At 73.0% G+C, this 22,957-nt stretch carries 20 protein-coding genes; 9 read left to right on the forward strand and 11 right to left on the reverse strand.

The genetic code is table 11. From position 1 onward, the window contains the following. Positions 1-465 precede the first annotated feature (465 nt). Entirely contained in the window at positions 466-687 is a 222-nt protein-coding gene (locus ACSBPG_RS28360) for a hypothetical protein (protein WP_435540606.1), read from the forward strand. 22 nt (positions 688-709) lie between these two features. Here ACSBPG_RS28360 and ACSBPG_RS28365 read toward each other — a convergent pair whose 3' ends face one another. The 4 genes from ACSBPG_RS28365 to ACSBPG_RS28380 form a co-directional block, all read right to left on the reverse strand. Then, entirely contained in the window at positions 710-1,039 is a 330-nt protein-coding gene (locus ACSBPG_RS28365; RefSeq protein ID WP_435540607.1) for a YnfA family protein, read from the reverse strand. A gap of 75 nt (positions 1,040-1,114) precedes the next feature. Continuing rightward, positions 1,115-2,176, reverse strand: a complete 1,062-nt coding sequence (locus ACSBPG_RS28370; protein WP_435540608.1) for an AI-2E family transporter — start codon at positions 2,174-2,176, stop codon at positions 1,115-1,117. 386 nt (positions 2,177-2,562) lie between these two features. After that, positions 2,563-3,975, reverse strand: a complete 1,413-nt coding sequence (locus ACSBPG_RS28375; protein WP_435540609.1) for a sensor histidine kinase — start codon at positions 3,973-3,975, stop codon at positions 2,563-2,565. 10 nt (positions 3,976-3,985) lie between these two features. Next, positions 3,986-4,669 carry a winged helix-turn-helix domain-containing protein gene (locus ACSBPG_RS28380; protein ID WP_435540650.1) on the reverse strand — a complete coding sequence of 228 codons (684 nt, stop codon included), beginning with the start codon at positions 4,667-4,669 and terminating at the stop codon, positions 3,986-3,988. 143 nt (positions 4,670-4,812) lie between these two features. Here ACSBPG_RS28380 and ACSBPG_RS28385 point away from each other — a divergent pair, with 143 nt between their 5' ends. Then, on the forward strand, positions 4,813-5,565 hold the full coding sequence (locus ACSBPG_RS28385; protein ID WP_435540610.1) for a substrate-binding periplasmic protein: 753 nt from the start codon (positions 4,813-4,815) through the stop codon (positions 5,563-5,565). A 20-nt stretch (positions 5,566-5,585) separates the two neighbouring features. Here ACSBPG_RS28385 and ACSBPG_RS28390 read toward each other — a convergent pair whose 3' ends face one another. From ACSBPG_RS28390 to ACSBPG_RS28400, 3 genes are all read right to left on the reverse strand, one after another. Then, on the reverse strand, positions 5,586-7,127 hold the full coding sequence (locus ACSBPG_RS28390) for a DegQ family serine endoprotease (RefSeq protein ID WP_435540611.1): 1,542 nt from the start codon (positions 7,125-7,127) through the stop codon (positions 5,586-5,588). Positions 7,128-7,212: 85 nt separating this feature from the next. Beyond that, positions 7,213-8,760: a GH3 family domain-containing protein gene (locus tag ACSBPG_RS28395; RefSeq protein ID WP_435540612.1), complete on the reverse strand. Its 1,548-nt coding sequence runs from the start codon at positions 8,758-8,760 to the stop codon at positions 7,213-7,215. Positions 8,761-8,806: 46 nt separating this feature from the next. Beyond that, positions 8,807-11,065 (reverse strand): penicillin acylase family protein, encoded by a 2,259-nt coding sequence (locus ACSBPG_RS28400; RefSeq protein WP_435540613.1) that lies wholly within the window; start codon positions 11,063-11,065, stop codon positions 8,807-8,809. Positions 11,066-11,219: 154 nt separating this feature from the next. Here ACSBPG_RS28400 and ACSBPG_RS28405 point away from each other — a divergent pair, with 154 nt between their 5' ends. Next, complete coding sequence (locus ACSBPG_RS28405) at positions 11,220-12,194, forward strand: dienelactone hydrolase family protein (protein WP_435540614.1); 975 nt, start codon at positions 11,220-11,222, stop codon at positions 12,192-12,194. Position 12,195: 1 nt separating this feature from the next. Here the strand turns inward: ACSBPG_RS28405 and ACSBPG_RS28410 are convergent, their stop codons facing one another. Next, positions 12,196-13,914, reverse strand: a complete 1,719-nt coding sequence (locus ACSBPG_RS28410) for an MDR family MFS transporter (RefSeq protein ID WP_435540615.1) — start codon at positions 13,912-13,914, stop codon at positions 12,196-12,198. Between ACSBPG_RS28410 and ACSBPG_RS28415 the strand changes: the two genes are divergently transcribed. Then, on the forward strand, positions 13,906-14,139 hold the full coding sequence (locus ACSBPG_RS28415; RefSeq protein WP_435540616.1) for a hypothetical protein: 234 nt from the start codon (positions 13,906-13,908) through the stop codon (positions 14,137-14,139). The two genes, ACSBPG_RS28410 and ACSBPG_RS28415, sit on opposite strands and share 9 nt — an antisense overlap. 19 nt (positions 14,140-14,158) lie before the next feature. Here the strand turns inward: ACSBPG_RS28415 and ACSBPG_RS28420 are convergent, their stop codons facing one another. Together ACSBPG_RS28420 and ACSBPG_RS28425 are read right to left on the reverse strand one after the other, a co-directional pair. Next, positions 14,159-14,740: a cupin domain-containing protein gene (locus ACSBPG_RS28420; RefSeq protein ID WP_435540617.1), complete on the reverse strand. Its 582-nt coding sequence runs from the start codon at positions 14,738-14,740 to the stop codon at positions 14,159-14,161. Between the two features lie 67 nt (positions 14,741-14,807). After that, on the reverse strand, positions 14,808-15,701 hold the full coding sequence (locus ACSBPG_RS28425; RefSeq protein WP_435540618.1) for a LysR substrate-binding domain-containing protein: 894 nt from the start codon (positions 15,699-15,701) through the stop codon (positions 14,808-14,810). A 254-nt stretch (positions 15,702-15,955) separates the two neighbouring features. Between ACSBPG_RS28425 and ACSBPG_RS28430 the strand changes: the two genes are divergently transcribed. The 4 genes from ACSBPG_RS28430 (at position 15,956) to ACSBPG_RS28445 (ending at position 20,286) form a co-directional block, all read left to right on the forward strand. Continuing rightward, on the forward strand, positions 15,956-16,744 hold the full coding sequence (locus tag ACSBPG_RS28430; RefSeq protein ID WP_435540619.1) for a calcium-binding protein: 789 nt from the start codon (positions 15,956-15,958) through the stop codon (positions 16,742-16,744). A gap of 144 nt (positions 16,745-16,888) precedes the next feature. Next, the gene (locus ACSBPG_RS28435; RefSeq protein WP_435540620.1) at positions 16,889-18,082 is read left to right on the forward strand and encodes an acyl-CoA dehydrogenase; all 1,194 of its coding nucleotides are present in this window, start codon (positions 16,889-16,891) and stop codon (positions 18,080-18,082) included. Between the two features lie 5 nt (positions 18,083-18,087). Next, a complete protein-coding gene (locus tag ACSBPG_RS28440; protein WP_435540621.1) occupies positions 18,088-19,308 on the forward strand; it encodes a CaiB/BaiF CoA transferase family protein in 1,221 nt (406 codons plus the stop codon). 81 nt (positions 19,309-19,389) lie between these two features. Continuing rightward, a complete protein-coding gene (locus ACSBPG_RS28445; protein WP_435540622.1) occupies positions 19,390-20,286 on the forward strand; it encodes a DMT family transporter in 897 nt (298 codons plus the stop codon). Positions 20,287-20,314: 28 nt separating this feature from the next. Here the strand turns inward: ACSBPG_RS28445 and ACSBPG_RS28450 are convergent, their stop codons facing one another. Next, entirely contained in the window at positions 20,315-20,800 is a 486-nt protein-coding gene (locus tag ACSBPG_RS28450) for an NUDIX hydrolase (protein ID WP_435540623.1), read from the reverse strand. A 182-nt stretch (positions 20,801-20,982) separates the two neighbouring features. Between ACSBPG_RS28450 and ACSBPG_RS28455 the strand changes: the two genes are divergently transcribed. Beyond that, positions 20,983-22,941 (forward strand): AsmA family protein, encoded by a 1,959-nt coding sequence (locus ACSBPG_RS28455; protein WP_435540624.1) that lies wholly within the window; start codon positions 20,983-20,985, stop codon positions 22,939-22,941. Positions 22,942-22,957: the final 16 nt, after the last annotated feature.

Below are 22,957 nucleotides of genomic sequence, written 5' to 3' on the forward strand. Positions count from 1 at the left end.
GGTACTGCGTCTCAAGACGTGGGAGAGTAGGTCGCCGCCAGGTCACCAGGACGCACACAGCGCAAATCACCCTCTTCGATCCCGGACGACGCCCGCACCTCCCGGTGCGGGCGTCGTCGCGTTCGCGCGCCGTCGGGGTGGGAACGCTCCCCCGCTTCGCCTCCGCAGGAGGCCGGGGCACGGCAGCGACGGGCGGGCCGCAGACCGGTGGCGAACGGGAAGAGGCGACGCTTGCTTCACCTCCGCCGGCTTCCACCGCCCCTTGCCCCCGCAGCATTGGTGGACCCACGGACCGTCATAAAGACGAACCAAACATTCGGACGCCCAAATCATTTGCGGCGCAATAAATAAGGGCAACAAATGGCGGATTTCCTAGGTTTTTGCGCTACTGCAATGCAGAAATGAGGGTGGTGGGATGTGGCATCCCAGAGTATCTTCCCTTCATCGAGAAGACAGGAGGACGTTATGAGCTTCGCCACCTTTTCCCATCACGGCACCGAGCGCGCCTCTTCCCGCATCCTGCACGCGATCCAGGAATTCGTGACTGCCTGGGCCGAGACCTCGGCCGCTTACGTCGCCTACCGCGAGCTGGCCCGCAAGAGCCCCAGCGACCTCGCCGAGCGCGGTCTGCACCGTGACGAGCTGGCCCGCCGGGCCATGGAGCTGCCGCGCCTGCCCCGGCGCTGACACCGGCCTCGTCCACCGGTCTTCAGGCGCCGCGTGGTCCCGCGAGGATCACGACGGCGCCGAGAAGACAGAGCCCGGCGCCCGCCACGTCCCAGCGGTCCGGGCGCGTTCCCTCGGCGGCCCACAGCCAGACCAGGGACGCCGCGATGTAGACGCCGCCATAGGCCGCGTAGGCCCGCCCGGCAAACGCCGAGTCGACGCGGGCGAGCAGGCAGGCGAAGGCGACCAGGCTGAGCAGCCCCGGGCCGGCCCACAGGGCCGATTTCCCCAGTCGCAGCCAGGCCCAGAAGGCGAAGCAGCCGGCGATCTCCGCCGCCGCCGCCGCCGCATAGATCAGCAAATTCCCGGCCATCCGCCCCCCGCTCCCACGTCGGTTCCATGCCGGCGCCGGTTATAGACGGTGGGCTCCGCCGGTGCACCGGCGGCTTCACGTCGGGAAATGCCGCCCTTCCCCCAGCCTGTCCTCGACGTACAGCATGTTGACGACGACGAGCGCCACGACGGCCAGCGGCGTCGCCAGGAACATGCCGAGCAGCCCGAACAGCAGTCCGCCGGCGGTGATCGCGGCGACGGTGATCACCGGCGGCAGATGGACCACGCGCTTCTGGGCGACGGGCAGGATGACGTTGCCCTCGATCTGCTGGATGAGGACGTAGACGACGGCGGTCCAGATCGCCAGGGACGGCGATTGCGCGAAGGCGACCAGCACCGCCGGGGCGGCGGCGAGGAACGGGCCGACCATGGGGATGAACTCGAGCGCCATCGCGACCAGCCCGAGCGCCACGGCGGCCGGTACCCCCAGCATGAGGAGCCCGGCGGTGGTCAGGATGCCGACCACGGCCATGGAGACGAGCTGCCCGAGCAGCCATTTCCAGAGCGCCGAGCCGGTGACGTCGAGCACCTCGTTGGCGCGGCGCTGGCCGGACGGCGGCACCAGCAGGATGAGGCCGTGCCGGTACAGGTGCGGCGACGCCGCCGTGTAGATTCCGACGAAAAGAACGATCACGAGGTAGCTGAGGAAATAGACGACGTTGGACGCCGCCGCCCGGAGATAGGAGCTCCAGGACGCGCTGGCGGCGTTCTCGGTGATCCGGGCGCGCACGTCCTCGGGCAGTGCCTGCAGGGCGCTGTCGATCTGGCTGCCCAGCTGGCCGAACTGCCCGGCCAGGGCGGAGCCCAGCAGCCAGCCGCCGCCGATCACGGCCGCCGCCAGCGCCGTCAGCACGAGGCCGAGCGCCCAGCCGTGCCCCAGACCGGTCCAACACCGCACGAAGCCGGCCAGGCGCAGGAAGAGGATGGCCAGGAGCACCCCGGCGAACACCAGCAGCAGGGCGTCCGCCGCCCGCCAGGCCAGGAAGGTGAGGGCGACCACGCCGACCACGATCAGCACGCGCCACACGAACGGCCGCAGACCGGGGCTGCCGCCGTCGGACCCGATCCCGTTCCGGCGCTGCGGTCGTCCTCCGGTCGTTCCCATCGAATGGTCCATGCGCCGTGTGCTCCCCGTCCCCGGCCCGCGCGGGAGGGGTCTCCGGAAAACGGCCGGGGCGGGCGGACGGCCACGCACCTCGGGGCGCTCCGCCGCATTTTCCGGTGGCGCCCGCCCGGCGATGGCGCCTATGGCGTTGGCGTTAATACCCCTTGCCGGGTTCTCGCCGCCGCGGCGGTCCCCATATTCCAGGATGACGCCAAGGAGTCATTCTCGCTGATGTCATCACTGGGCCCGCCCTCCGGCGGGCCCTCTTTTTGCCTCGGCGCACGCCAAGCAGGTTTGCCCAGATCGGTCCACAGATGGCCCGGCCTGGGCAAACCTGCTCAGGATCGCGGTCGTGCCGGTTCGCTGCCCTGGCAAACCGGCGGGGCCGGCGGGAGTTCCTACGATGACGGGCCGGGACCGGCGTCCCCGGCCGCCGCGCCGGGCGGCAGCACCAGCGCCACCGTCAGACCCGGCGCGTTGTCGGCGAACTCCAGGCGGGCCTCGTGCAGGCGGGCGACCGCGTCGACCAGGCTCAGCCCCAGCCCGTTGCCGGGCGTGGCGCGCGCGGTGTCGAGGCGGACGAAGCGCTGCACGACGCGTTCGCGCTGTTCCGCGGGGATGCCCGGCCCGCTGTCGGCGACGACGACACGGCCGGCCTGGTGGTCGGCGGCTCCTTCCACCCGCAGGTCGACCCGCCCGCCGGCGCCGGTGTACTTGACCGCGTTGTCCAGGAGATTGGCGACCGCCTGCGACAGCAGGTGCGGGTTGCCGCGCACCGGCACCGGCCCGTCGGGCAGCGTCACCGTGAAGGCCAGCCCCTTCTCCTCGGCCACGGGTTCGTAGAGGTCGGCGGCGCTGCGGGCGAGTTCCGCCAGATCGACGGTCTCGAACTCGGTGCCGCGCCGCCCGCCCTCGGCCTCGGCGATGGACAGCAGCGCCCGGAAGGTGGCGAGCAGGCCGTCGGCTTCGGCGATGGTCTCCTGCAGGGCGCCGCGGTAGACCTCGGCGTCGTCGGTGTCGTGCAGCAGCACCAGCTCGATGCGCGAGCGCATGCGGGTGAGCGGGGTGCGCAGGTCGTGGGCGACGCTCTCGCTGACGTGGCGCAGCCCGTCCATCAGCCGGACGATCTGGTCGAGCATGGCGTTGAGGTTGCCGGCGAGCTGGTCGATCTCGTCGCCCGAACCGCTGCGCGCCACCCGCTCCGCCAGATCGCCCGCCATGATGCGCCGCGTCGTCCGGTTGATGGCCTCGATGCGCGTCAGCGCGCCGCGGCTCAGCAGCAGGCCGCCGGCGACGCCCAGGGCCGCCGTCACCGCCAGCACCCAGCCCAGCGAGGCGGCGATGCGGCCGCGCAGGGAGTCGAGCTCGCTCATGTCGCGGCCGACCAGCAGCTTCAGCCCGCCGGGCAGGGCGAAGCCCTGGGCGCGCGCCGTCGCCGGCTCGCCGCGCGGGCCGCCGGTGGGGGCCACCTGGAAGTGCATCCAGCCGTCGCCGTCGGGCACCGCCTGCGGCCAGCCCGACAGGTTGCCGGCCAGTGGGGCGCCGTGCGGCGACAGCACGAGATACATGGCGTTGGTGTGCGGATCGTCGCTGCGGTCGCGCACGGTGTCGATCAGGCGCCCCAGCCCGCCGAACCGGTACTCCTCGCGCAGCAGCTCGATGTCGCCGGCGATGGAATCGGTGACCTGCGCCTCCAGGAACCCGGCGGTGGTGCGCCACACCACCCACAGGATCACCATCACCGAGGCGGCGAACAGGCCGAGGTAGAGCAGCGCCAGGCGGAAGGTGGTGGTGCGCAGCAGCTTGGGCACGGCGCCGGGCCTAGGACGCCGGCGCGGCGCGCAGGGAATAGCCGGCGCCGCGCACGGTGTGGATGAGCGGCGTCGGGAAGTCCTTGTCGATCTTCTGGCGCAGGCGGGCGATGTGCACGTCGATGACGTTGGTCTGCGGGTCGAAATGATAGTTCCAGACGTTCTCCAGCATCATCGTCCGGGTGACGACGCTGCCGGCGTTGCGCATCAGGTACTCCAGCAGCGCGAATTCCCGCGGCAGCAGGTCGATCTCGCGGCCGGCGCGATGGACGGTGCGTGCCAGCAGGTCCATCTCCAGATCGCCGACGCTGAGCCGGGTCTGCGGCTGGCCGGCGCCGCGCCGGCGCGCCAGCACCTCGATGCGCGCCAGCAGCTCGGCGAAGGCGTAGGGCTTGGTGAGATAGTCGTCGCCGCCGGCCCGCAGCCCCTTCACCCGGTCGTCGACGCTGCCCAGCGCCGACAGGAACAGCACCGGCGTGTGGTTGCCCGTGGCGCGCAGGATCTCCACCAGCGCCAGACCGTCGCGGCCGGGCAGCATGCGGTCGACGATCAGCACGTCGTAGTGCTCCGACCCGGCCAGGAACAGGCCGTCCTTGCCGTCGTTGGCCACGTCGACGACGTGGCCGGACTCCTTCAGCCCCTTGGCCAGGTAGGCCGCGGCCTCGGCGTCGTCTTCGATCACGAGAACCTTCATGTCGGGCATTGTAGTCCTCCCTCCGCGGGGCGCCAAGCCGCCGGCCGGCTCCCGCCGCCGCCATCATCGAGGCGCCGCAAAACTGACAAACCCCTGCAACCTGGGACGGCTATGCCGGAGCCACGGATGGATGTCCCCGGGAGATGGTCGTGACCCTTGCTGGCCTGGTGCGGCTCGCGGTGGCCGTGGGAGCGCTGCTGACCGGCATGGCCGCCGGTGCGGGCGCCGGCGAGACCTGGACCGTCGCGTCGGAGGAAAATTTCCCACCCTACAACTACACGGCGGACGGCAGGCGCACCGGCCTCGACACCGAGATCGTCGAGGCCGTCCTCGGGCGCATCGGCGTCACCCCGGACCACCGTCCGGCACCCTGGAGCCGCGTTGTCCACGACGTCGACCAGAACCAGACGGACCTCGCCTTCCAGTTCGTCGGCAAGCCGGAGCGCTTCGAGGCCTACAACATGGTCGGCCCCCACCGCGCCGGCCTGACCGTCTTCGCCGTCCGCGCCGACTCCGGCATCGCCTACGACACTCTGGCCGATCTCGGGGGAAAGAGGATTGGCACCGTCCAGGGCTTCGCCTACACGCCGGAGTTCGACGGCGCCGACTTCCTCGAGAAGGAGCCCGTCGCCAACAACACCCTGAACATCCGCAAACTGGCGGCCGGGCGCCTGGACGTCGTCATCGGCGATCTCCACACCCTGGCCTCCGTTGCCCGCGAGGAGAAGGTCTCGGCCAAGATCCGCTTCCTTCCCAAGCCGCTCAGCGAGGTGCCGCGCTACATCGCCTTTCCCAAGGCCCGCAAGGAGAAGGCCGAGCGGTTCGCCAAGGCGCTCGCGGAATTGCAGGCGGACGGCACCATCGACGCCATCGTCGCGCGGTGGCTGGCGCCCTGAAGGGCGCCAGCCACCGGCGCTCAGGCCCGTTTCAGCTTCAGCGCAACGAAGCTCTCGGCGCCGTGCCGGTTGATGAGCAGGAGGACGGCGTTGCTCCCCTCCTTCTCGGCTCCGGCGACGCGCTTGGCCACCTCCGCGGGTGAGGACACGCGCTTGCCGGCGACCTTGACGATGACGTCGCCCGGCTGCACCGGCAGCCGGCCGGCCTCGGCCGACACGCCGGCGACCACGACGCCCTCGACGTTCTCGTCGAGGCCGAGGCTGGCGCGGGTGCGGTCGTCGAGGCGGGCGAGCTTCAGCCCCTTCACCACATCGCCGCTCGCCGTCGCGGACGGGCCGTCGGCCGAGGCCACCTGGTCGTCGTCCGGCATGGCGCCGATGCGCACGTCCAGGCTCTTCTCGTTGCCCTGCCGCACCACCTTGACACTCACCGACTTGTCCGGGCGGGTCTCCGCCACCGCACGCGTCAGGTCGCGGACGTCGTCCACCGCGGTGTCGCCGTAGCGCAGGATCACGTCCCCCTGCTCCAGGCCGGCCGCCGCCGCCGGGCTGCCGAGGGTGACGTCGGCCACCAGGGCGCCGTGCCCGCCGTCGAGGCCGAGCGCCGTGCCGATCTCCGGCGTCACCTCCTGGATGCGCACGCCCAGCCAGCCGCGCTCCACCCGGCCGTTCTCCTTGAGCTGGGCGACGACGGTCTTGGCGAGGTTGGAGGGAATCGCGAAGCCGATGCCGACCGAGCCGCCGTTGGGCGAGTAGATGGCGGTGTTGATGCCGATGACGCGGCCGTCCAGGTCGAACATCGGCCCGCCGGAGTTGCCGCGGTTGATGGCGGCGTCGGTCTGGATGAAGTCGTCGTAGGGGCCGGCGTCGATGTTGCGGCCGCGGGCCGAGACGATGCCGGTGGTCACCGTGCCGCCGAGGCCGAACGGGTTGCCGACGGCGACCACCCAGTCGCCCACCTTGGCCTGGTCGCTGTCGCCGAACTCCAGGTAGGGCAGGGGCTTGTCGCTCTCCACCTTGAGCAGGGCCAGGTCGGTCTTGGGGTCGCGGCCGACCAGCTTGGCCGGCAGCTCGGTGCCGTCGTCGAGGGTGACCGATATGCTGTCGGCATCGTCGACCACGTGGTTGTTGGTGACGACGTGCCCGCCCGCGTCGATGACGAAGCCGGAACCCAGCGCCGTGCCTTCGCGGCCCTGCGGGCCCGGCTGGCCGTCGTCGTCGCCGAAGGGGGACGGTGCGCCGAAACGGCGGAAGAACTCCTCGAAGGGCGAACCCGGCGGGAACGGCAGGGGCGGCATCGGGCCGCGCTCGGCCGTCCGGGCCGCCGAGTGGCGGGCGGTGATGGTCACGACCGCCGGCTGGACGCGCTGCACCAGCGGCGAGAAGCTGCGCGGCAGTTCGGGGCCGGCGACGGCGACCGGCGCCTCGGACGCGGCGTTGGCGGCCGGAGGCGTCGACAGCAAGGCGGTGCCGGTGAGGACCGTCGTGCCGAGCATCACCGCGGCGACGGTGTGCCGCAGCCGGCGCTTCGGCGCTCCGCGGACAGGGGTGACGTTGGACATCGTGAGGTCTCCATGACGGGCTATCGATGGAGCCAATCTAGGGAGCGGCCGCTGACGACCGCCTTGCCGGCGGATTACAAATGGTTCAGGAACGGCCACCTCCTCGTGCGCCTTCGCCGGCCCGGCGCAGGGACCGCAGAAGCGCCTGGTCGGTGATGATGCGCGGCACCTTGTTCTGGCCGCCCAGCTTGCCGCGGCCGCGCATCCAGGCGGCGAAGGTCCCGGGGGGCGCCGCCTCGACCCGCGGCGGCGCCATGCCGAAGCCGCCGGCGCGGTGCGCCTCGTAGTCCGCGTTGAGCTCGCCCAGGCGCCGGTCGAGCGCCGCGGCGAAGGCGGCGAGGCGCGCCGGCTCCGGGAGCGTGTCGGCGAACTCCACCACGAAGACGTGGCCGCCCGGCTGCCCGGGCGAGTCGGGGAAGACGGGGCCGACGGAGTAGTCGGCGACGGCGGCGCCGATCGTCGCCGCCGCGTCGCTCACCGCCCGCTCGATCTCCTCGCCGATGAGGTGCTCGCCGAAGGCGGACAGGGTGTAGGCGGTGCGCCCGGTGATCAGCACCCGCGGCGGGTCGCGCTCGACGAAGCGCACCGTGTCGCCCAGCACGTAGGCCCAGGCGCCGGCGCACGAGCTCAGCACCACGGCGTAGTTCACCCCCGGCTCGACGGTGTGCACCCAGAACCGCCGGGGCACGGCGGCTCCCAGCTCCTCCAGCGGCACGAACTCGAAGAACAGGCCGTTGTCGAGCAGCAGGCGCAGCCCCTCGCCGCTGCCGCGGTCGGCGATGGCGAGGAACCCCTCGCTGGCGGGATAGACCTCGCGCGGCTCCGCCCGGCTGCCCGCCAGCCAGCGGGCGACGCGCGCCGCGTAGGGCTCGAAGCTGACGCCGCCGTGCACCAGCAGCTCCAGGTCGGGATAGAAGGCGGCGAGGGAACGCGGCCGGTCGGGGAACAGCTCGGCCAGGCGGTCGAGGAACAGCAGCAGCCAGCTCGTCGTGCCGCCCAGCGTGCGGACGTCGCGCTCCAGCGAGGCCCGGCCGATGCGGTCGACCTTCTCCTCCCAGTCCGACAGCAGCGCCAGCTCCGGCGGCGGGAAGGTGAGGCGGCGCGCCCAGGCCGGCACCTCGCGCGCGGCGATGCCGGACAGGTCGCCGCTGCACACGCCGGGAGCCAGCTCGACCAGGGCGGTGGAGCCGCCCAGCATGACGTTGCTCCCGCCGAACACCCGGCTGTGCGGGCAGTTCGCCAGATGGAAGACCAGCAGATCGAAGGCGGCGCGGATGTTGGCCCGCACCATGGCGCGCGACACCGGCACGTGTTTGGTGACGCCGGTGGTCGTCCCGGACGTGGCGGCGAGGTAGGGGATGGTGCCGGGCCAGGTGACGTCGCTCAGCAGCGGGAAGACCGCCTGCCAGTAGTCCCGCCAGAAATCCTCGTAGCGGCGCAACGGCACCCGCTCCTGGAAATCGCGCACCGAGCGGACGGCGGCGAAGCCGTGGTCGCGGCCGAAGCGGGTCGCCTCGGCGCGCCGCACCAGGCGCAGCAGCTGTTCCTCCTGCACCGCCGCCGGCCGCTGCGCGGCGAGGCGGCGCAGGCGGGTGCGGGCGTAGAGGCGCAGCAGCGGCGTGGCGTCGAACATGGGGCGGCCGTGGCTCCTCCGTGGCGGGGCCGGGCTCCCGTCCGGCTCAGGGGGTGAGAACCGTCTTGTGGGGGAACAGGGTCCGGGCGGTTTCGGCGCGCAGCGGGATCTGCAGGTAGGCGCCACGCTGCCACAGCGCGAACTGGTCGAGGAAGGTGGTGCTGCCCAGCCAGCCGTCCTGGCCGCCCAGCAGGACGAACCAGTTGGCGTCGGGATCGCCGAGGTCGGAGATGTGGCGGGCGTTGGCGCCGAGCTTGACGCGATGGACGTCGCCGGCGAAGCCGTGCGCGGTCTTCATCACCGTCTCGTTGCCGCCGGCCGCCGGCACGTCGGCGAAGCGGTAGCGCGGGCCGATCACCGGCACCGCGCCCAGCGCGTGGGCGAGCCGCAGCCGGTGCACCGCCCCCCAGGTGCCGTGGCGCCGCATCTCCCCGGCCGCCCGGTCCAGGGCGGGGCCGAGCGCCGCCGCCAGCCGCTCCGGCGGCGTGCGCTCGAGGTCGTCGCGCAGGAACGCCCAGGGCTCCCAGCCCGCGGTGTAGACGTCGAGGCCGGCCGGCCCGTGCAGCGCGCGGGCGAAATGGTAGAGCAGCAGCTCGAAGCCGAGGGCGCCCGCGGACTCGGCGTCGTAGCGGCCGTCCCACGCCGCGAGCGTGCGGCAGAAGGCGCCGCGGCCGGCCGACGTGTCCAGGCCGGCCGCACGGGCGGTGTCGAGCAGCCGGTCGCGCAGCTCCGGCGCCGAGGGGACGAGCACGTCGCGCTGCGCCGCCTTGAGGTCGTCGATGCCGACCGGAGCGTCGCGCCCCAGCAGCTCGCGCAGGCGGCGCACCCGGTCGTCCGGCGAGAAGAAGTAGCCGACGGGAACCTCGCCCGCCCGCTCCGGCCGGTTGTTGGCCGAGGCGACGAAGCCGCGCGGCGGGTCGACGATGGCGGGGAGGGTGTCGGCGGTGGCGAAGCGCTCCCAATGGCGGCGCGCCTCACGCGGCATGAACAGGTCGGCGGGCGATTGCGGCGGCCGCCAGGGGAGGTGCGCCGCCATGCACTGGCCGACCCGGCCGTCGACGTCGGCGTACACCATGTTCTGCGCCGGGATGGCGAAGCCGTCCAGGGCGCTGCGGAAGTCCTCCCAGCCGGTGGCGCGGTTGACGCCGAGCAGGGCCGTGACCTCGTCGCTCGGCCGGTGGCCGACCCAGTGGAGCGCCAGCCGCCGGCCGCCCGCCGCCGGCAGCAGCGGGGCGTCGGTGAGGATGGGGCCGTAGGCGGTGTCGCGCACGGTCATGGTGACCGGCCGGCCCCAGCGCACGCCGATCGTCTCCTGCCGCTCGGTGATCTCCGACGGCGGCAGGTCGGTGACGTCGAACAGCTCGCTGGACTGGGCGTGCAGGCTGGTGCCGCCCCAGGCGATGCGGCGGTTGCGGCCGAGCGCCACGGCCGGCACGCCGGGGATCATCAGCCCCACCGCGTTGAGCCCCGGCCCCGACAGGCCGGCGAGCAGCCAGGTGTTGGGCAGCATGATGCCGAGATGGGGGTCGCTGGCGATCAGCGCGTGGCCGCTCGCGCTGCGTTCGGCGGCGACGGCGCAGGAGTTGCTGCCATGGCGGCCGCACGCCGCCAGGAGGGCCAGCAGGGCGTCGGTTCCGCCGCCGCCGCCGGCGAAGCTCGGCACCGGCATGGCGTTGCCGCGCATCATGCGCTCCCACAGGGCGGGCCAGTCGCTGCGGGCACGCAGGCGCAGCAGGGGGATCCACACCCGCCAGGTGAAGTCGGTGCCGGCCAGCCGGCCGAGCGCCACCAGATCCTCCACCGTCCACGGCTCGGGCCGGTGGCCGAGCAGGGCGAGTTCCTCGGGCAGCTCGCGCGCCTGGGCGATGACCGTGTTGATGCCGCGGGCGAAGCCGGTCAGCCAGGCGAAGGTCCGCTCGGGCATGGTGGCGACGATGGCGCGCACCGCACTGGTCAGGCCCAGCGTGCGCAGGGTGCGGTCGAGGTCGACCGCCACCGGCCCCAGCAGCTCGGCCAGCCGCCCCTGGGCGGCGCGGCGCATCAGCTCGATCTGCGCCAGGCGGAGGTGGGCGTGGACGACGCCGAGCGCCACGGCGAGGTCGTCGTCGTGGGCGGCCTCGATGAAGGGGACATGCTGGTCGTTCCAGTGGATGATGACGGGGGCGCGAACCGGCAGGTTGCGGGTCGGGATCGCCTGCAGCCGTTCCGCCGTCGTCGCCCGCCGGGGTGGCCCCCGGCGCAACGCCATCGGTACGACGCGGGCCGCCAACCGTCCGAGCCCCCACGTCGTGCCGAGCGAAGGCATGGGGCGTGGGCCGTCCCTTGGTGATGAGGATACCGCTGCGGACGACAACGAGCGGCGACCGTCACGGTTCCGACGCATTCGAACCGTTCGCCGCCGGCGGAACCCGGGCCGCCGCCCCTCGGTTGGATTCCCGGCCAAGACGGAGGAGCCGCCAATGCGCCGGGTCACGTTCCCCACCTTCAACCCCTATGTCCTGCGCGATGCCGCGGACCCGCGCGTGCGGCGGCGGCGGCGGACCGAGGGGGCGGGACTGCTGTTCGAGCCGGCCGGGCCGGGCGAGGCGCGCAGCCTGCCGGCGGTGGTCGTCCTGGAGGGGGTGGGGGGCCCGAAGGAGTGCCGCGGGATCGCCTACGGCGAGCAGCTCGCGCGCTGGGGGTACGTGGCGTTCGTCGTCGACAGCTACGGGCCGCGCGGCTTCGGCGACGCCGGCCACCACCGGCGCGCCGTCCGGGTGACGGAGGCGATGCTGCTGGCCGACGCCCACGCCGCCCTGGCGCATCTGGCCGAGCATCCCCGGGTGAACCCGCGGCGCATCGGCGTCGTCGGCTTCTCCTGCGGCGGCATGATCGCCGTGCTGTGCGCCTACCGGCAGATCCGCGACCTGTTCGCCGGCGCGGACGGACCGTCCTTCGCCGCCCACGCCTCCTACTACGGCTGGTCGGTGGCCCGCTTCGACCGGCCGGAGACCACCGGGGCGCCGGTGCTGCTGCTGCTGGGCGAGCTGGACGAGAACGTGTCGATCCGCCGCTCCCGCGACATCGCCGACGATCTGCGCGGCGGCGGTTCGGAGGTGACGGTGCGCGTCTATCCCGAGACCTTCCACCAGTGGGACGGCGACGACCTGAAGCGCCGCCACGTCGGTCTCAGTCTCGTCAACCTGCGCTTCCGGGTGGGCGACGACCACCGCGTCGTCGACGAGCGCAGCGGCCTCGTCATGCGCGGCCCGCTGAGCCGGCGGGTGATGATCGGCCTCGGCGTCTCTCGCCTCGGCTACGACATCCAGCACAGCGCGCGGGCCAAGGCGTGGTCGGACGAGGACCTGCACCGCTTCCTCGCCCTCGGCATCGGCGAGCCGGAGCGGCTGTCGCGCCGCGGCGACCGCTCCGGCGGCCTGCGCGCCGGGCGGTAGGTCACGCGGCGTCGCCCTCGGGCTTGGCGGAGCGCAGCGGCAGCTCCTCCAGGAACAGGGTCAGCACCAGGGACACCACGGCGAGGCCGGCGGCGACCAGGAACAGGGTCTCGAAGCCGGCTTCGAAGGCCCGCAGCGCCGCCGCCCGCGCCGCCGGCGCCAGCCGGTCGAGCGCCGCGGCGCCGCCGTCCATCACCGCCCGCGGATCGAGGCCGGCGACGCCGGACGCGCCCAGGCGGGCGGTCACCACGGCGCTGAGGACGGCGCCGAACACCGCCACCCCGACCGACCCGCCGAGCGAGCGGAAGAAGCCGACCGACGAGGTGGCGGCCCCCAGGTCGGCGCGGTCGACGGCGTTCTGCACCGCCACCGTCATCACCGGCATCACCAGCCCCAGGCCGATGCCCAGCGGCACCAGGACCAGCACCGACAGCAGCGGGTCCGCCGCCGCCCCGGCGTGGAGGCCGAGCACCAGGTACATCGCCGCGGCCAGGGTCAGCCCGGCCAGGGGGAAGATCTTGTAGCGGCCGCTGCGGGCGATCAGCCGGCCGCCGCCGACCGCGCCGAAGGTCATGCCGAGCACCAGCGGCAGCAGCAGCAGCCCCGACTGGGTGGCGCCGGTGCCGCGCACCAGCTGGAGGTGCAGCGGCAGGAAGACGATGCCGGCGAACAGCACCATGGCCGACACCGCGACCACCGGATTGGCGACGGCGAAGACGGGGATGCGGAACAGGCGCAGCGGCAGGATCGGCTCCTCGACCCGCCGCTCGTGCCACAGGAAGAGGGCGAGCAGCGCCAGCCCGCCCGCCGCCAGCCCGAGGACGAGCGGCGACGTCCAGGCCAGCGTGCCGCCGCGCGACACCACCAGCAGCAGGCTGGTGACGGCCCCCATGAGCAGCACCGCCCCGACCACGTCGACCCGCGGCCGGGCGATGCCGGTGGGCAGGCGCCCCAGCGCCCGGTTGGTCATCACCAGGGCGGCCGCCCCGACCGGAAGGTTGATGAGGAAGATCCAGTGCCAGGACAGGTACTCGGTGAACAGGCCGCCGAGCAGCGGGCCGACGACGCTGGCCAGCGCGAAGACGCCGCCGATCAGCCCCTGGTAGCGGCCGCGCTCGCGCGGCGCCACCACGTCGCCGATGATGGTGAAGGCCAGCGCCATCAGCCCGCCGCCGCCCAGCCCCTGGAGGCCGCGGAAGAGGATGAGCTGCACCATGTCCTGGGCCATGGCGCACAGCAGCGAGCCGGCCAGGAACAGGACGATGGCGATCTGCAGCAGCCGCTTGCGGCCGTAGAGGTCGGACAGCTTGCCGTAGACCGGCGTCGTCGCCGTCGAGGCCAGCATGTAGGCGGTGACCACCCAGGGCAGCACGTCCAGGCTGCCGAGATCGGCGGCCATGGTCGGCAGGGCGGTGGCGACGATGGTCTGGTCCATGGCCGCCATCAGCATGGCGAGCGCCACGCCGCTGAACACCTCCAGGATCTCCCGGTGGCTGAAGGCGACGGGACTGGCGGACGAGGGCGGCATGGGGCGGATCCGGAATGCGTCGTCGGGCGGGAGCGCCCACCATAGCCCGGCGTCGCCGCCGCGCAAGGGCCGGCGTGCCCGGAACCAAGGGGTCGGCGGCCGGTTGTCCCGCGACAGGCCCGAACGGTGCGTCCGGACGGCGACGCACCGGGGGCGGCGACCCGAAGCGCTTGGAGGTGACCCATGTCGCACCTGATCGAGATCCGCGGCGGCGCCGTGGCGAGCAACGACGATCCCGGCGACGGCTACCTGCCGGTCGGCACCCGCATCGACCGGCCCGACGGCTGCTACGTCGCCTTCGGCATGGACGTCGAAGGTCCCTACGGCCGCGACGAGGCCAACGACCGCATCGAGCACCTGAAGCGCGCCACACGCCGCGAGCTGGAGGAGGAGGACCACAAGAAGCAGGGGGCGTGACCGCGCCCGAGGCCGGCCGTCACAGGTAGGGCGGCGTGCAGGCGCTGACGATCTCGCATTCCTCGTCGCCGAGGTTGCGGAAGCGGTGGGGGACGCGGCTGTCGAAGAGATAGGCGTCGCCGGGGCCGAGGACCGCCTTGCGGTCGCCCACCGTCAGCTCGATCCGCCCGCGCAGCACCACGCCGCCCTCCTCGGAATCGTGCTGCAGCATGGTGCGGCCGGTGTCGGCGCCGGGGGCGTAGCGCTCGTGCAGGATCTGCAGGGTGCGCCCGCGCAGGTCGCCGACCTGGCGGAAGGAGATCGGTCCGACCGCCCCCTTGAGCGGTCCGGCCAGCTCCACCAGGTCGTCGCTCGCGAAAAAGATCTGCCCGCGCGGCGGCAGGGCGTCGCCGGCGAAGAACTCGGCCAGGGTCATCGGGATGCCCTGCAGGACCTTGCGCAGCGACGACACCGACGGGCTGCAGCGGTTCTGCTCGATCAGCGAGATCGTGCCGTTGGTGACGCCGGCCCGCTGCGCCAGCCCGCGCTGCGACAGCCCATGGGCCTCGCGCACCTGCTTCAGGCGCGCCCCCACGTCGAAATCCTCAACGCCGACATCCATGGCGACCTCCGGCCGCCAGGGATAGCCGAAGCCGGCGCCAGCGTCCACACGGCGCGCGCCCGCGCCTTCAGGCGGCGACCGTCCGCCCCACCAGATCGGTGAAGGCGCGCACCAGCGGCGAGCGGTCGCCGCGGCGGTGGGCCAGCATCAGGGTGGTGTGGGCGTCGGCCGCGTCGAGGCGGCGGTAGACCACGTCGGCCACCGCCACCTGGCGCAGGTTGGCCGGCAGGATCGACACCCCGAGGCCGGCGGCGATCAGACCGATGATGGTGAAGGCCTCGCGCGCCTCCTGGGCGATCGTCGGGCGGAAGCCGGCGCCGGCGCACAGCGCCATCACCCGCTCGTGGGTCGCCGTGCCGTACTCGGCGGGGTAGAAGACGAAGGGCTCGTCCGCCAGGGCGGCCAGCGGCACCGGCTCGCGGGCCGCCAGCGGATGGTCGGCGCGCAGCACGGCCAGCAGCGGCTCGCGCAGGATCGGCCGGAAGCGCACGGCGTCACCGGGCGGCGTCAGCGGCTCGCGGATGAAGCCGACGTCGAGGCGGTTCTCGGTCAGCGCCGCCAGCTGCGGTTTCGACGGCATCTCCACCAAGGTCAGATGGACGTCCGGGCTGGCCCGGCGGTAGGCGTCGATCAGCCGCGGCACCACCGGCTGGAAGGGGGCGGCGGCGGTGAAGCCGACCCGCAGCTCCCCGACCTCGCCGCGGGCGGCACGGCGGGTCAGCGTCACCGCCCGCTCGGCGTGGGCGAGGATGGCGCGCGCCTCCTTCAGGAGCGTCTGCCCGGCCTCGGTCAGCTCGACCCGTCGCCGCGTGCGCTCGAACAGGCGCACGCCGAGGTCCCCCTCCAGCGACTGGATCGACTGGCTGAGCGGCGGCTGGCCGATGCCGAGCCGCGCCGCGGCGCGGCTGAAGTGCAACTCCTCGGCGACGGCGACGAAGTGGCGGAGATGGCGGAGATCCATCGCCGCACTATGCCGGAGCGGCCGGCGCCGTCAATGCGCTGCGACGGGTCCTGCTATTCCGGGTTGCTTTTGGCGCAAAAGCCCGAGTTAAGAAACAATTTACCATCTAACCCCTTCGGTTTCTTGACGCGGGGAAGCCGGCGCCGCAACTTCGGAGAAGAGTTCGAGTGATCAATCAAGCGTGTAGGTTTTAACAGACCAAAACGCTGGGTGATCGCCGGCAACAATAAGAGCCCTTTTTGTCGGAGGCAATCATGGCGCTGTTTCGGGGTAACAACGGGAATGACGCGATCTCGGGGAGCGCGTCTTCGGATATTATTTACGGGAACGGCGGCGACGACCGGCTGTGGGGCCTCGGCGGTGACGACACGCTGTACGGCGGCACCGGCACCGACCTCCTGTCCGGCGGCGTCGGCAACGACACTTACTACGTCGCCGAGCCGGGCGACCAGATCGTCGACGACGGCGGCGCCGCCGACCGGGTGTTCCTGTTCTCCGGCTGGGATCTGCGCAACGCGTCGGGGGTCGAGCAGGTGCTGCTCCAGGACGAGGCGGGGGCCGCCAACGTCGCCGGCAGCGCCGGCGGCGACTCCATCGTCGGCAACGCGTCGGGCAACCTGCTCCAGGGCGGCGACGGTGCCGACAAGCTGCGCGGCGTCGGCGGCAACGACACGCTGGACGGCGGGCTGGGCGACGACCAGCTCTACGGCGGGGTCGGCGACGACCGGCTGATCGCCGTCAGCGGTCACGACACCGTGCAGGGCGGCATCGGCGCCGACACCTTCTACGTCGACCCCGCGGCCGACGGGGAGACGGTCCATCTCCACTTCCCAGACTTCAACCCGGAGGAGGGAGACCGCATCGTCGTGGCCATCGGCGGCGCGCCGCAGGACATCTGGGAAGGCTCCAACACCGACGGCGGGCCGCTGGCGCCCGGCGAGGCGCCGTCCACCATCATCGAAGCCTACGGCGCGACCGGCAACGTCTTCATGCACTTCGACGGCCACAGCTACGGCATCGATCCCTACATCGAGTGGATCTGAGCGGCGGTGCCGGAGGTGGCGGCACTCATATGGCAATCCTATAAGTGCCGCCGCACAAATGTATTGGACCCATCAAACGATCCTGCTTCACTCTGCCGCGGAGGGCGCGTCAAGGCGCCCGTTCCGAAGAGGGAGGATGCAAGGGTGGCGAAGACCGATACGCGCGCGACGTTCGCCTGGGACGACCCGCTGCTGCTGGACGGGCAGCTGACCGACGACGAGCGGATGATCCGCGACAGCGCCCGGTCCTACTGCCAGGACAGGCTGATGCCGCGCGTGCTGGAGGCCAATCGGCACGAGAGGACCGACCCCGCCATCTTCCGGGAGATGGGCGAGCTGGGCTTCCTCGGCGCCACCCTGCCGGAGGAGTACGGCTGCGCCGGCGCCAACTACGTCTCCTACGGCCTGATCGCCCGCGAGGTGGAGCGGGTGGACAGCGGCTACCGCTCGATGATGAGCGTGCAGTCCTCGCTCGTCATGCACCCGATCCACGCCTACGGCACCGAGGAGCAGCGCCGCAAGTACCTGCCGAAGCTGGCGCGGGGCGAGTGGATCGGCTGCTTCGGCCTGACCGAGCCGGACGCCGGCTCCGACCCCGCCGGGATGAAGACGCGGGCGCGCCGGACGGCCGAGGGCTGGGTGCTCAACGGCTCCAAGATGTGGATCACCAACTCCCCGATCGCCGACGTCTTCGTCGTCTGGGCCAAGGACGACGAGGGCGAGATCCGCGGCTTCGTGCTGGACAAGGGGGCGAAGGGGCTGTCCGCCCCGAAGATCGAGGGCAAGTTCGCGCTGCGCGCCTCGATCACCGGCGAGATCGTCATGGACGAGGTGGCGGTCGGCGAGGACGCCCTGCTGCCCAACGTGAAGGGACTCAAGGGGCCGTTCGGCTGCCTCAACCGCGCGCGCTACGGCATCGCCTGGGGCGCCATGGGGGCGGCCGAGTTCTGCTTCCACGCCGCGCGCCAGTACCAGCTCGACCGCAAGCAGTTCGGCCGGCCGCTCGCCGCCACCCAGATCTCCCAGCTCAAGTTCGCCGACATGGAGACGGAGATCGCGCTGGGCCTGCAGGGCGCGCTGCGCGTCGGGCGGCTGATGGACGAGGGGACGGCGGCGCCGGAGATGGTCTCCCTGGTCAAGCGCAACAACTGCGGCAAGGCGCTGGCGATCGCCCGGGTGGCGCGCGACATGCACGGCGGCAACGGCATCGCCGACGAGTTCCACGTGATCCGCCACGCCATGAACCTGGAGGCGGTCAACACCTACGAGGGCACCCACGACATCCATGCCCTGATCCTCGGCCGGGCCATCACCGGCATCCAGGCCTTCACGGGCTGAGCGCCATGGGTGGTCCCCTGTCGCACGTGCGCGTGCTGGAGCTGAGCCGCGTCCTGGCCGGGCCCTGGGCGGCGCAGACCCTGGCCGACCTCGGCGCCGACGTCGTCAAGGTGGAGCGGCCGGGGACCGGCGACGACACCCGCACCTGGGGGCCGCCCTGGGCCACCGGGCCGGACGGCGAGGGGAAGGAGGCCGCCTACTTCCTCTCCACCAACCGCGGCAAGCGGTCCGTGACCATCGACTTCGAACGGCCGGAGGGACGGGAGCTGGTGCGCCGGCTCGCCGCCGAATCCGACGTGGTGATCGAGAACTTCAAGGTCGGCGGCCTGAAGAAGTACGGTCTCGACTACGAGAGCCTGCGGGCGGCCAACCCGCGGCTCGTCTACTGCTCGATCACCGGCTTCGGGCAGGACGGGCCGTACGCGGCGCGGGCCGGCTACGACTTCATGATCCAGGCCATGGGCGGGCTGATGAGCATCACCGGCGTGCCCGACGGCGAGCCGGGGGCCGGGCCGATGCGGGTCGGCGTGGCGGTTGCCGACATCTTCACCGGCCTCTACGCCACCGTCGGCATCATGGGCGCGCTGGCCCACCGCGAGCGGACCGGCGAGGGGCAATGGGTGAACCTGGCGCTGCTCGACGTGCAGGTGGCCGTCCTCGCCAACATGGCGATGAACCATCTGGTGTCGGGCGCGGTGCCGGGGCGGATCGGCAACGCCCACCCCAACATCGTCCCGTACCAGGCCTTCGCCACCCGCGACGGCTACATGGTGCTGGCGGTCGGCAACGACGGCCAGTTCGCCAAGTTCTGCGCCGCCGCCGGCCGGCCGGAGCTGGCCGCCGACCCCCGCTTCGCCACCAACCCGGCGCGGGTCGGCCACCGGGCGGAGTTGGTGCCCGTCGTCGACGCGCTGATGCGGACCCGCACGACGGCCGACTGGCTGGCGGTGCTGGAGCCGCTGGGGGTGCCGTGCGGGCCGATCAACGACCTGGCCCAGGTGTTCGCCGATCCCCACGTGGTGGCCCGCGGGCTGCAGCGCTCGCTGCCGCACCCCACGGTCGGCACGGTGCCGACGGTGGCGAGCCCGATCCGCTATTCGGCGACCCCGCTGGAGCATGCGGTGGCGCCGCCGACGCTCGGCCAGCACACCGACGTCGTGCTCGCCGAACGGCTCGGCCTATGCGCCGCCGACAGGGAAGCCCTGCGCAGCAAGAAGGTGATTTAACCGCCGCGCTGCGGCATCTGAGGGGGCCTGTCCCGCAGCGGGAGAGGCCATCCCCCGCCCCCTTTCCCCACGCGGCGCCCCATGTCCGACACACGCCTCGGCATCCTGATGATGCTGCTGGGCAGCATCCTGTTCACCGTCAACGACGCGCTCGGGAAGTGGCTGGTGGCGGAGCACGCCGTGGCCGTGCTGCTGTCCGTGCGCAGCCTGTTCGCGGCGGCGGTGATCCTGCCCTTCATCCTGCGGCGCGGCTGGCGGTCCGTGTTCGCCGTGCGCCGGCTGCCGCTCCACCTCCTGCGCGTGCTGGCGTCCACCACCGAGATCGGCTGCTTCTACTGGGCGGTGCGCTACCTGCCGCTGGCCGACGTCATGACCATCTACATGGCCTCGCCGCTGATCGTCACCGCCCTGTCGGTGCCGCTGCTGGGCGAGAGCGTGGGGTGGCGGCGCTGGACGGCGGTGCTGGTGGGGTTCGCCGGCGTCGTCCTGGTGCTGAACCCGGCGGGCGACTTCGACCCGGTGCCGTCGCTGGTGGCGCTGGCGGGGACGTTCGCCTACGCCCTCAGCATGATCGGCTCGCGCTTCCTGCGCGCCGACGGCAACCTGACGCTCGTCTCCTTCAGCGTCTTCGGCACCGGCCTGGCCGGCGCGGCCGCGCTGCCGACGGCGTGGGCGGTGCCGGACGCCGTGGATTTCCTGCTGCTCGGCCTGCTGGGGCTGGTGGCGCTGGCCGGCCACGTGGCGGTCAACCGCTCCCTCCAGCTCAGCCCGCCGGTGGTGGTGGCGCCGTTCCAGTACATCTCCATCGTCCTGGCGGTGGTGCTCGATGCGGTGGTCTGGGGCCACGCGCCGGCCCTACCGGTGGCGGCGGGCGCCGCCCTGATCATCGCCAGCGGCCTGTTCGTCTTCCACCGCGAGCAGACCGTGCGCAGCGGCGTCGCCGCCGCGGCGGGAACGACGATGGGCCCGGGGGAGTGAGGCGGGCGGGGGGCTCCGCCGCCCGTGCTCAGGATAGGGCCGGCGGCGTCACCGGGGCCGGCATGGTGCCGTCGTCCAGGCCGGCGGCGGCCGCGGCGGCGCGGCGCGCGACCTCGGCCACGCCGGCGCTCATCGCCAAGCGGCCGGCGGCGACCTCCGGCAGCGGCACCCAGCGCGCTTCGAGCGCGTCGTCGCCGGCGACCGGCTCGCCGGCGATCCAGCGGCAGAGCACGGCGACCAGGATGAAGTGACGGCGGACGGCGCCGGCGTCGTCGCGGTCGAAGGCGTCGAGCGCGGTCACCACCGTCTGCGCCTCGGCGCGCACCGCCGTCTCCTCGAACAGCTCGCGGAGCGCCGCCGCCTCGATGGTCTCCTCCGGCTCGATCCGGCCGCCGGGAAAGCCCCAGAGGCCGGCGTCCGGAGGATTGGCGCGGCGCACCAGGAGGACGCAGCCGTCGCGGAACACGACGGCGATGGTGGCGGGCACCGGGGGGCGGCGGGGCGGCAGGGGCATGGCGGCGGATGGTCCGTGGCTCCGGGATCGGCGGCGCCGGGTCTCGGCGCCCCGCGACCGATCATCGCCCGGCGCGGCGGCGCCTGCCAAGGGGCGCCGCGCCGGCGACCTTTGGCGGTAGGCCGGACCGCCGCGCCCGCTCGTCCGTTGAGTCCGGCAGAGGCGACGGGAGGGCGCTGCGCATGGCCGTGCTGAAGTGGACGGGGCTGGTCCTTCTCGGGCTGGTGCTTCTGGTGGCGGCCGGCATCGGTGTCGTGGCGGCGCTCTACGACTGGAACGACGCGCGCGGCTTCCTGGCAGCCCGGCTCGGCGATGCCCTCGGCCGCGACGTCGCCCTCGACGGCGACCTCCACGTCGGCCTTGGCGACCCCATCCGCATCCGTGCCGAAGGGGTGCGGATCGCCAACGCGCCCTGGGCGCGGGAACCGGCCCTGGTGGAGATCGGCGCGCTCGACGCCCGGCTGCGCCTGTGGCCGCTGCTGCGCGGCGACTGGGAGTTGCCGGAGGTGCGGCTGATCGCGCCGAAGCTGGCCGTCGAGCGGAACGAGGCCGGCGAGAGCAACTGGACCTTCGCCTCGGACCCGCGGGCGGCGGCGGTGCGCGAGGCGACGGCCCCGGACGACCGCAGCGAGATGCCGGTGATCGAGCGGCTGCGCATCGACGACGGCCGGTTGCGCTACCGCGACGCCACGCGGGACATCGACCTCGACAGCACCATCAGCACCGCGGTCGGCGGCAGCGGCGACGACCGCGTGCACCTGGAAGGGCAGGGGAGCTTCGCCGGCCAGCCCTTCCGGCTGGCCGTCGACGGCGGTTCCCTGCGCCTGCTGCGCGACGGCACCGAGCCCTATCCGGTCCGCGCCGAGGCCGCCGTCGGCCGCACCCGCGGCACCGTCGAGGGCACCTTGGCGGAGCCGGTGCGCTTCGAAGGGGTCGACCTCGGCATCGACCTGCGCGGCGACGACCTCTCGACGATCTTCCCGATCTTCGGCATCCCGGCGCCGCAGACCGGCCCCTACACCTTGAGCGGGCACCTCGCCCGCGACGGGGCGGTGTGGCGGCTGACCGGGCTGAAGGGCCGGGTCGGGCGCAGCGACCTGTCGGGCACCGTCACGGTGGACGGCGGCGGCGAACGGCCGCACGTCGCCGCCGAGCTGGTGTCCGAGCGGCTGGCGCTGGCCGACCTCGCCGGCCTCGTCGGCGCCGCGCCCGAGGGGCCGGAGGGCTATCCGACCAAGGAGGCCGCCCGCGTCCTGCCGGCGACCCCGGTGAACCTGGACCGGCTGCGCGCCACCGACATCGACCTGCGCCTCAACGGCCGGCGCCTGGAAGCCGCCGCCGCGGCCCTCGACAATTTCGCCATGGTCCTGCACCTGGAGGACGGCGTCCTCGCCGCCGACCCGCTGTCGTTCGGGGTCGGCGACGGCCGCATCCTCGGCAAGGTCACGCTGGACGGGCGTCGGCGGATCCCGTCCGCCGCCGTCGACCTCGGCGTGCGCGGCATCGGCCTGGCCGATCTCTTCGAGGGCACCGATCTCGCCGCCGAGATGGGCGGCACCGTGACCGGCCGCATCGTCCTGTCGGGTCGCGGCGCCACCGTCGCCGACATCGCCGCCGTGTCCGACGGCTCCATCGGCCTGGCGGTCGACGGCGGGACCGTCGGCGGCCTGGTGGTCCAGGGGCTGCAGACCGACATCCTGGAGACCCTCGGCATCGTCCTGTCGGGCGACGAGCCGGCGCCCTTCAACTGCTTCGTCGCCGACGTCGCGGTCGAACAGGGCGTCGGCCGGGTCAAGGCCCTGGTGCTCGACACGCCGGAGACGCTGGCGGTCGGCGGCGGCACCGTCGACCTCGGGGTCGAGACGCTGGACCTGCGCATCGAGGGGCGGCCGAAGGAGGCCAACCTTCTCTCCACCCAGGTGCCGGTCCTGGTGCACGGGCGGTTCGCCGCCCCGGAGATCGGCTTCGATCCGGCGGAATCGGCGGCGCGCGGCGCTGCGGCCGTGGCCCTGGGAGTCCTGCTGACGCCGCTGGCCGGCCTGCTGCCCCTGCTCGACCCCGGCACCGAGGCGGGCCCCAATTGCGGCACCCTGATCCGCCGCGCGCTGGCGCCCGACGACGAGGCCGACGGCGGCCGTTAGGCCGGCCCGCCGTTGC

The organism is Azospirillum sp. ST 5-10, from assembly GCF_051225715.1.
GTDB lineage: Bacteria > Pseudomonadota > Alphaproteobacteria > Azospirillales > Azospirillaceae > Azospirillum.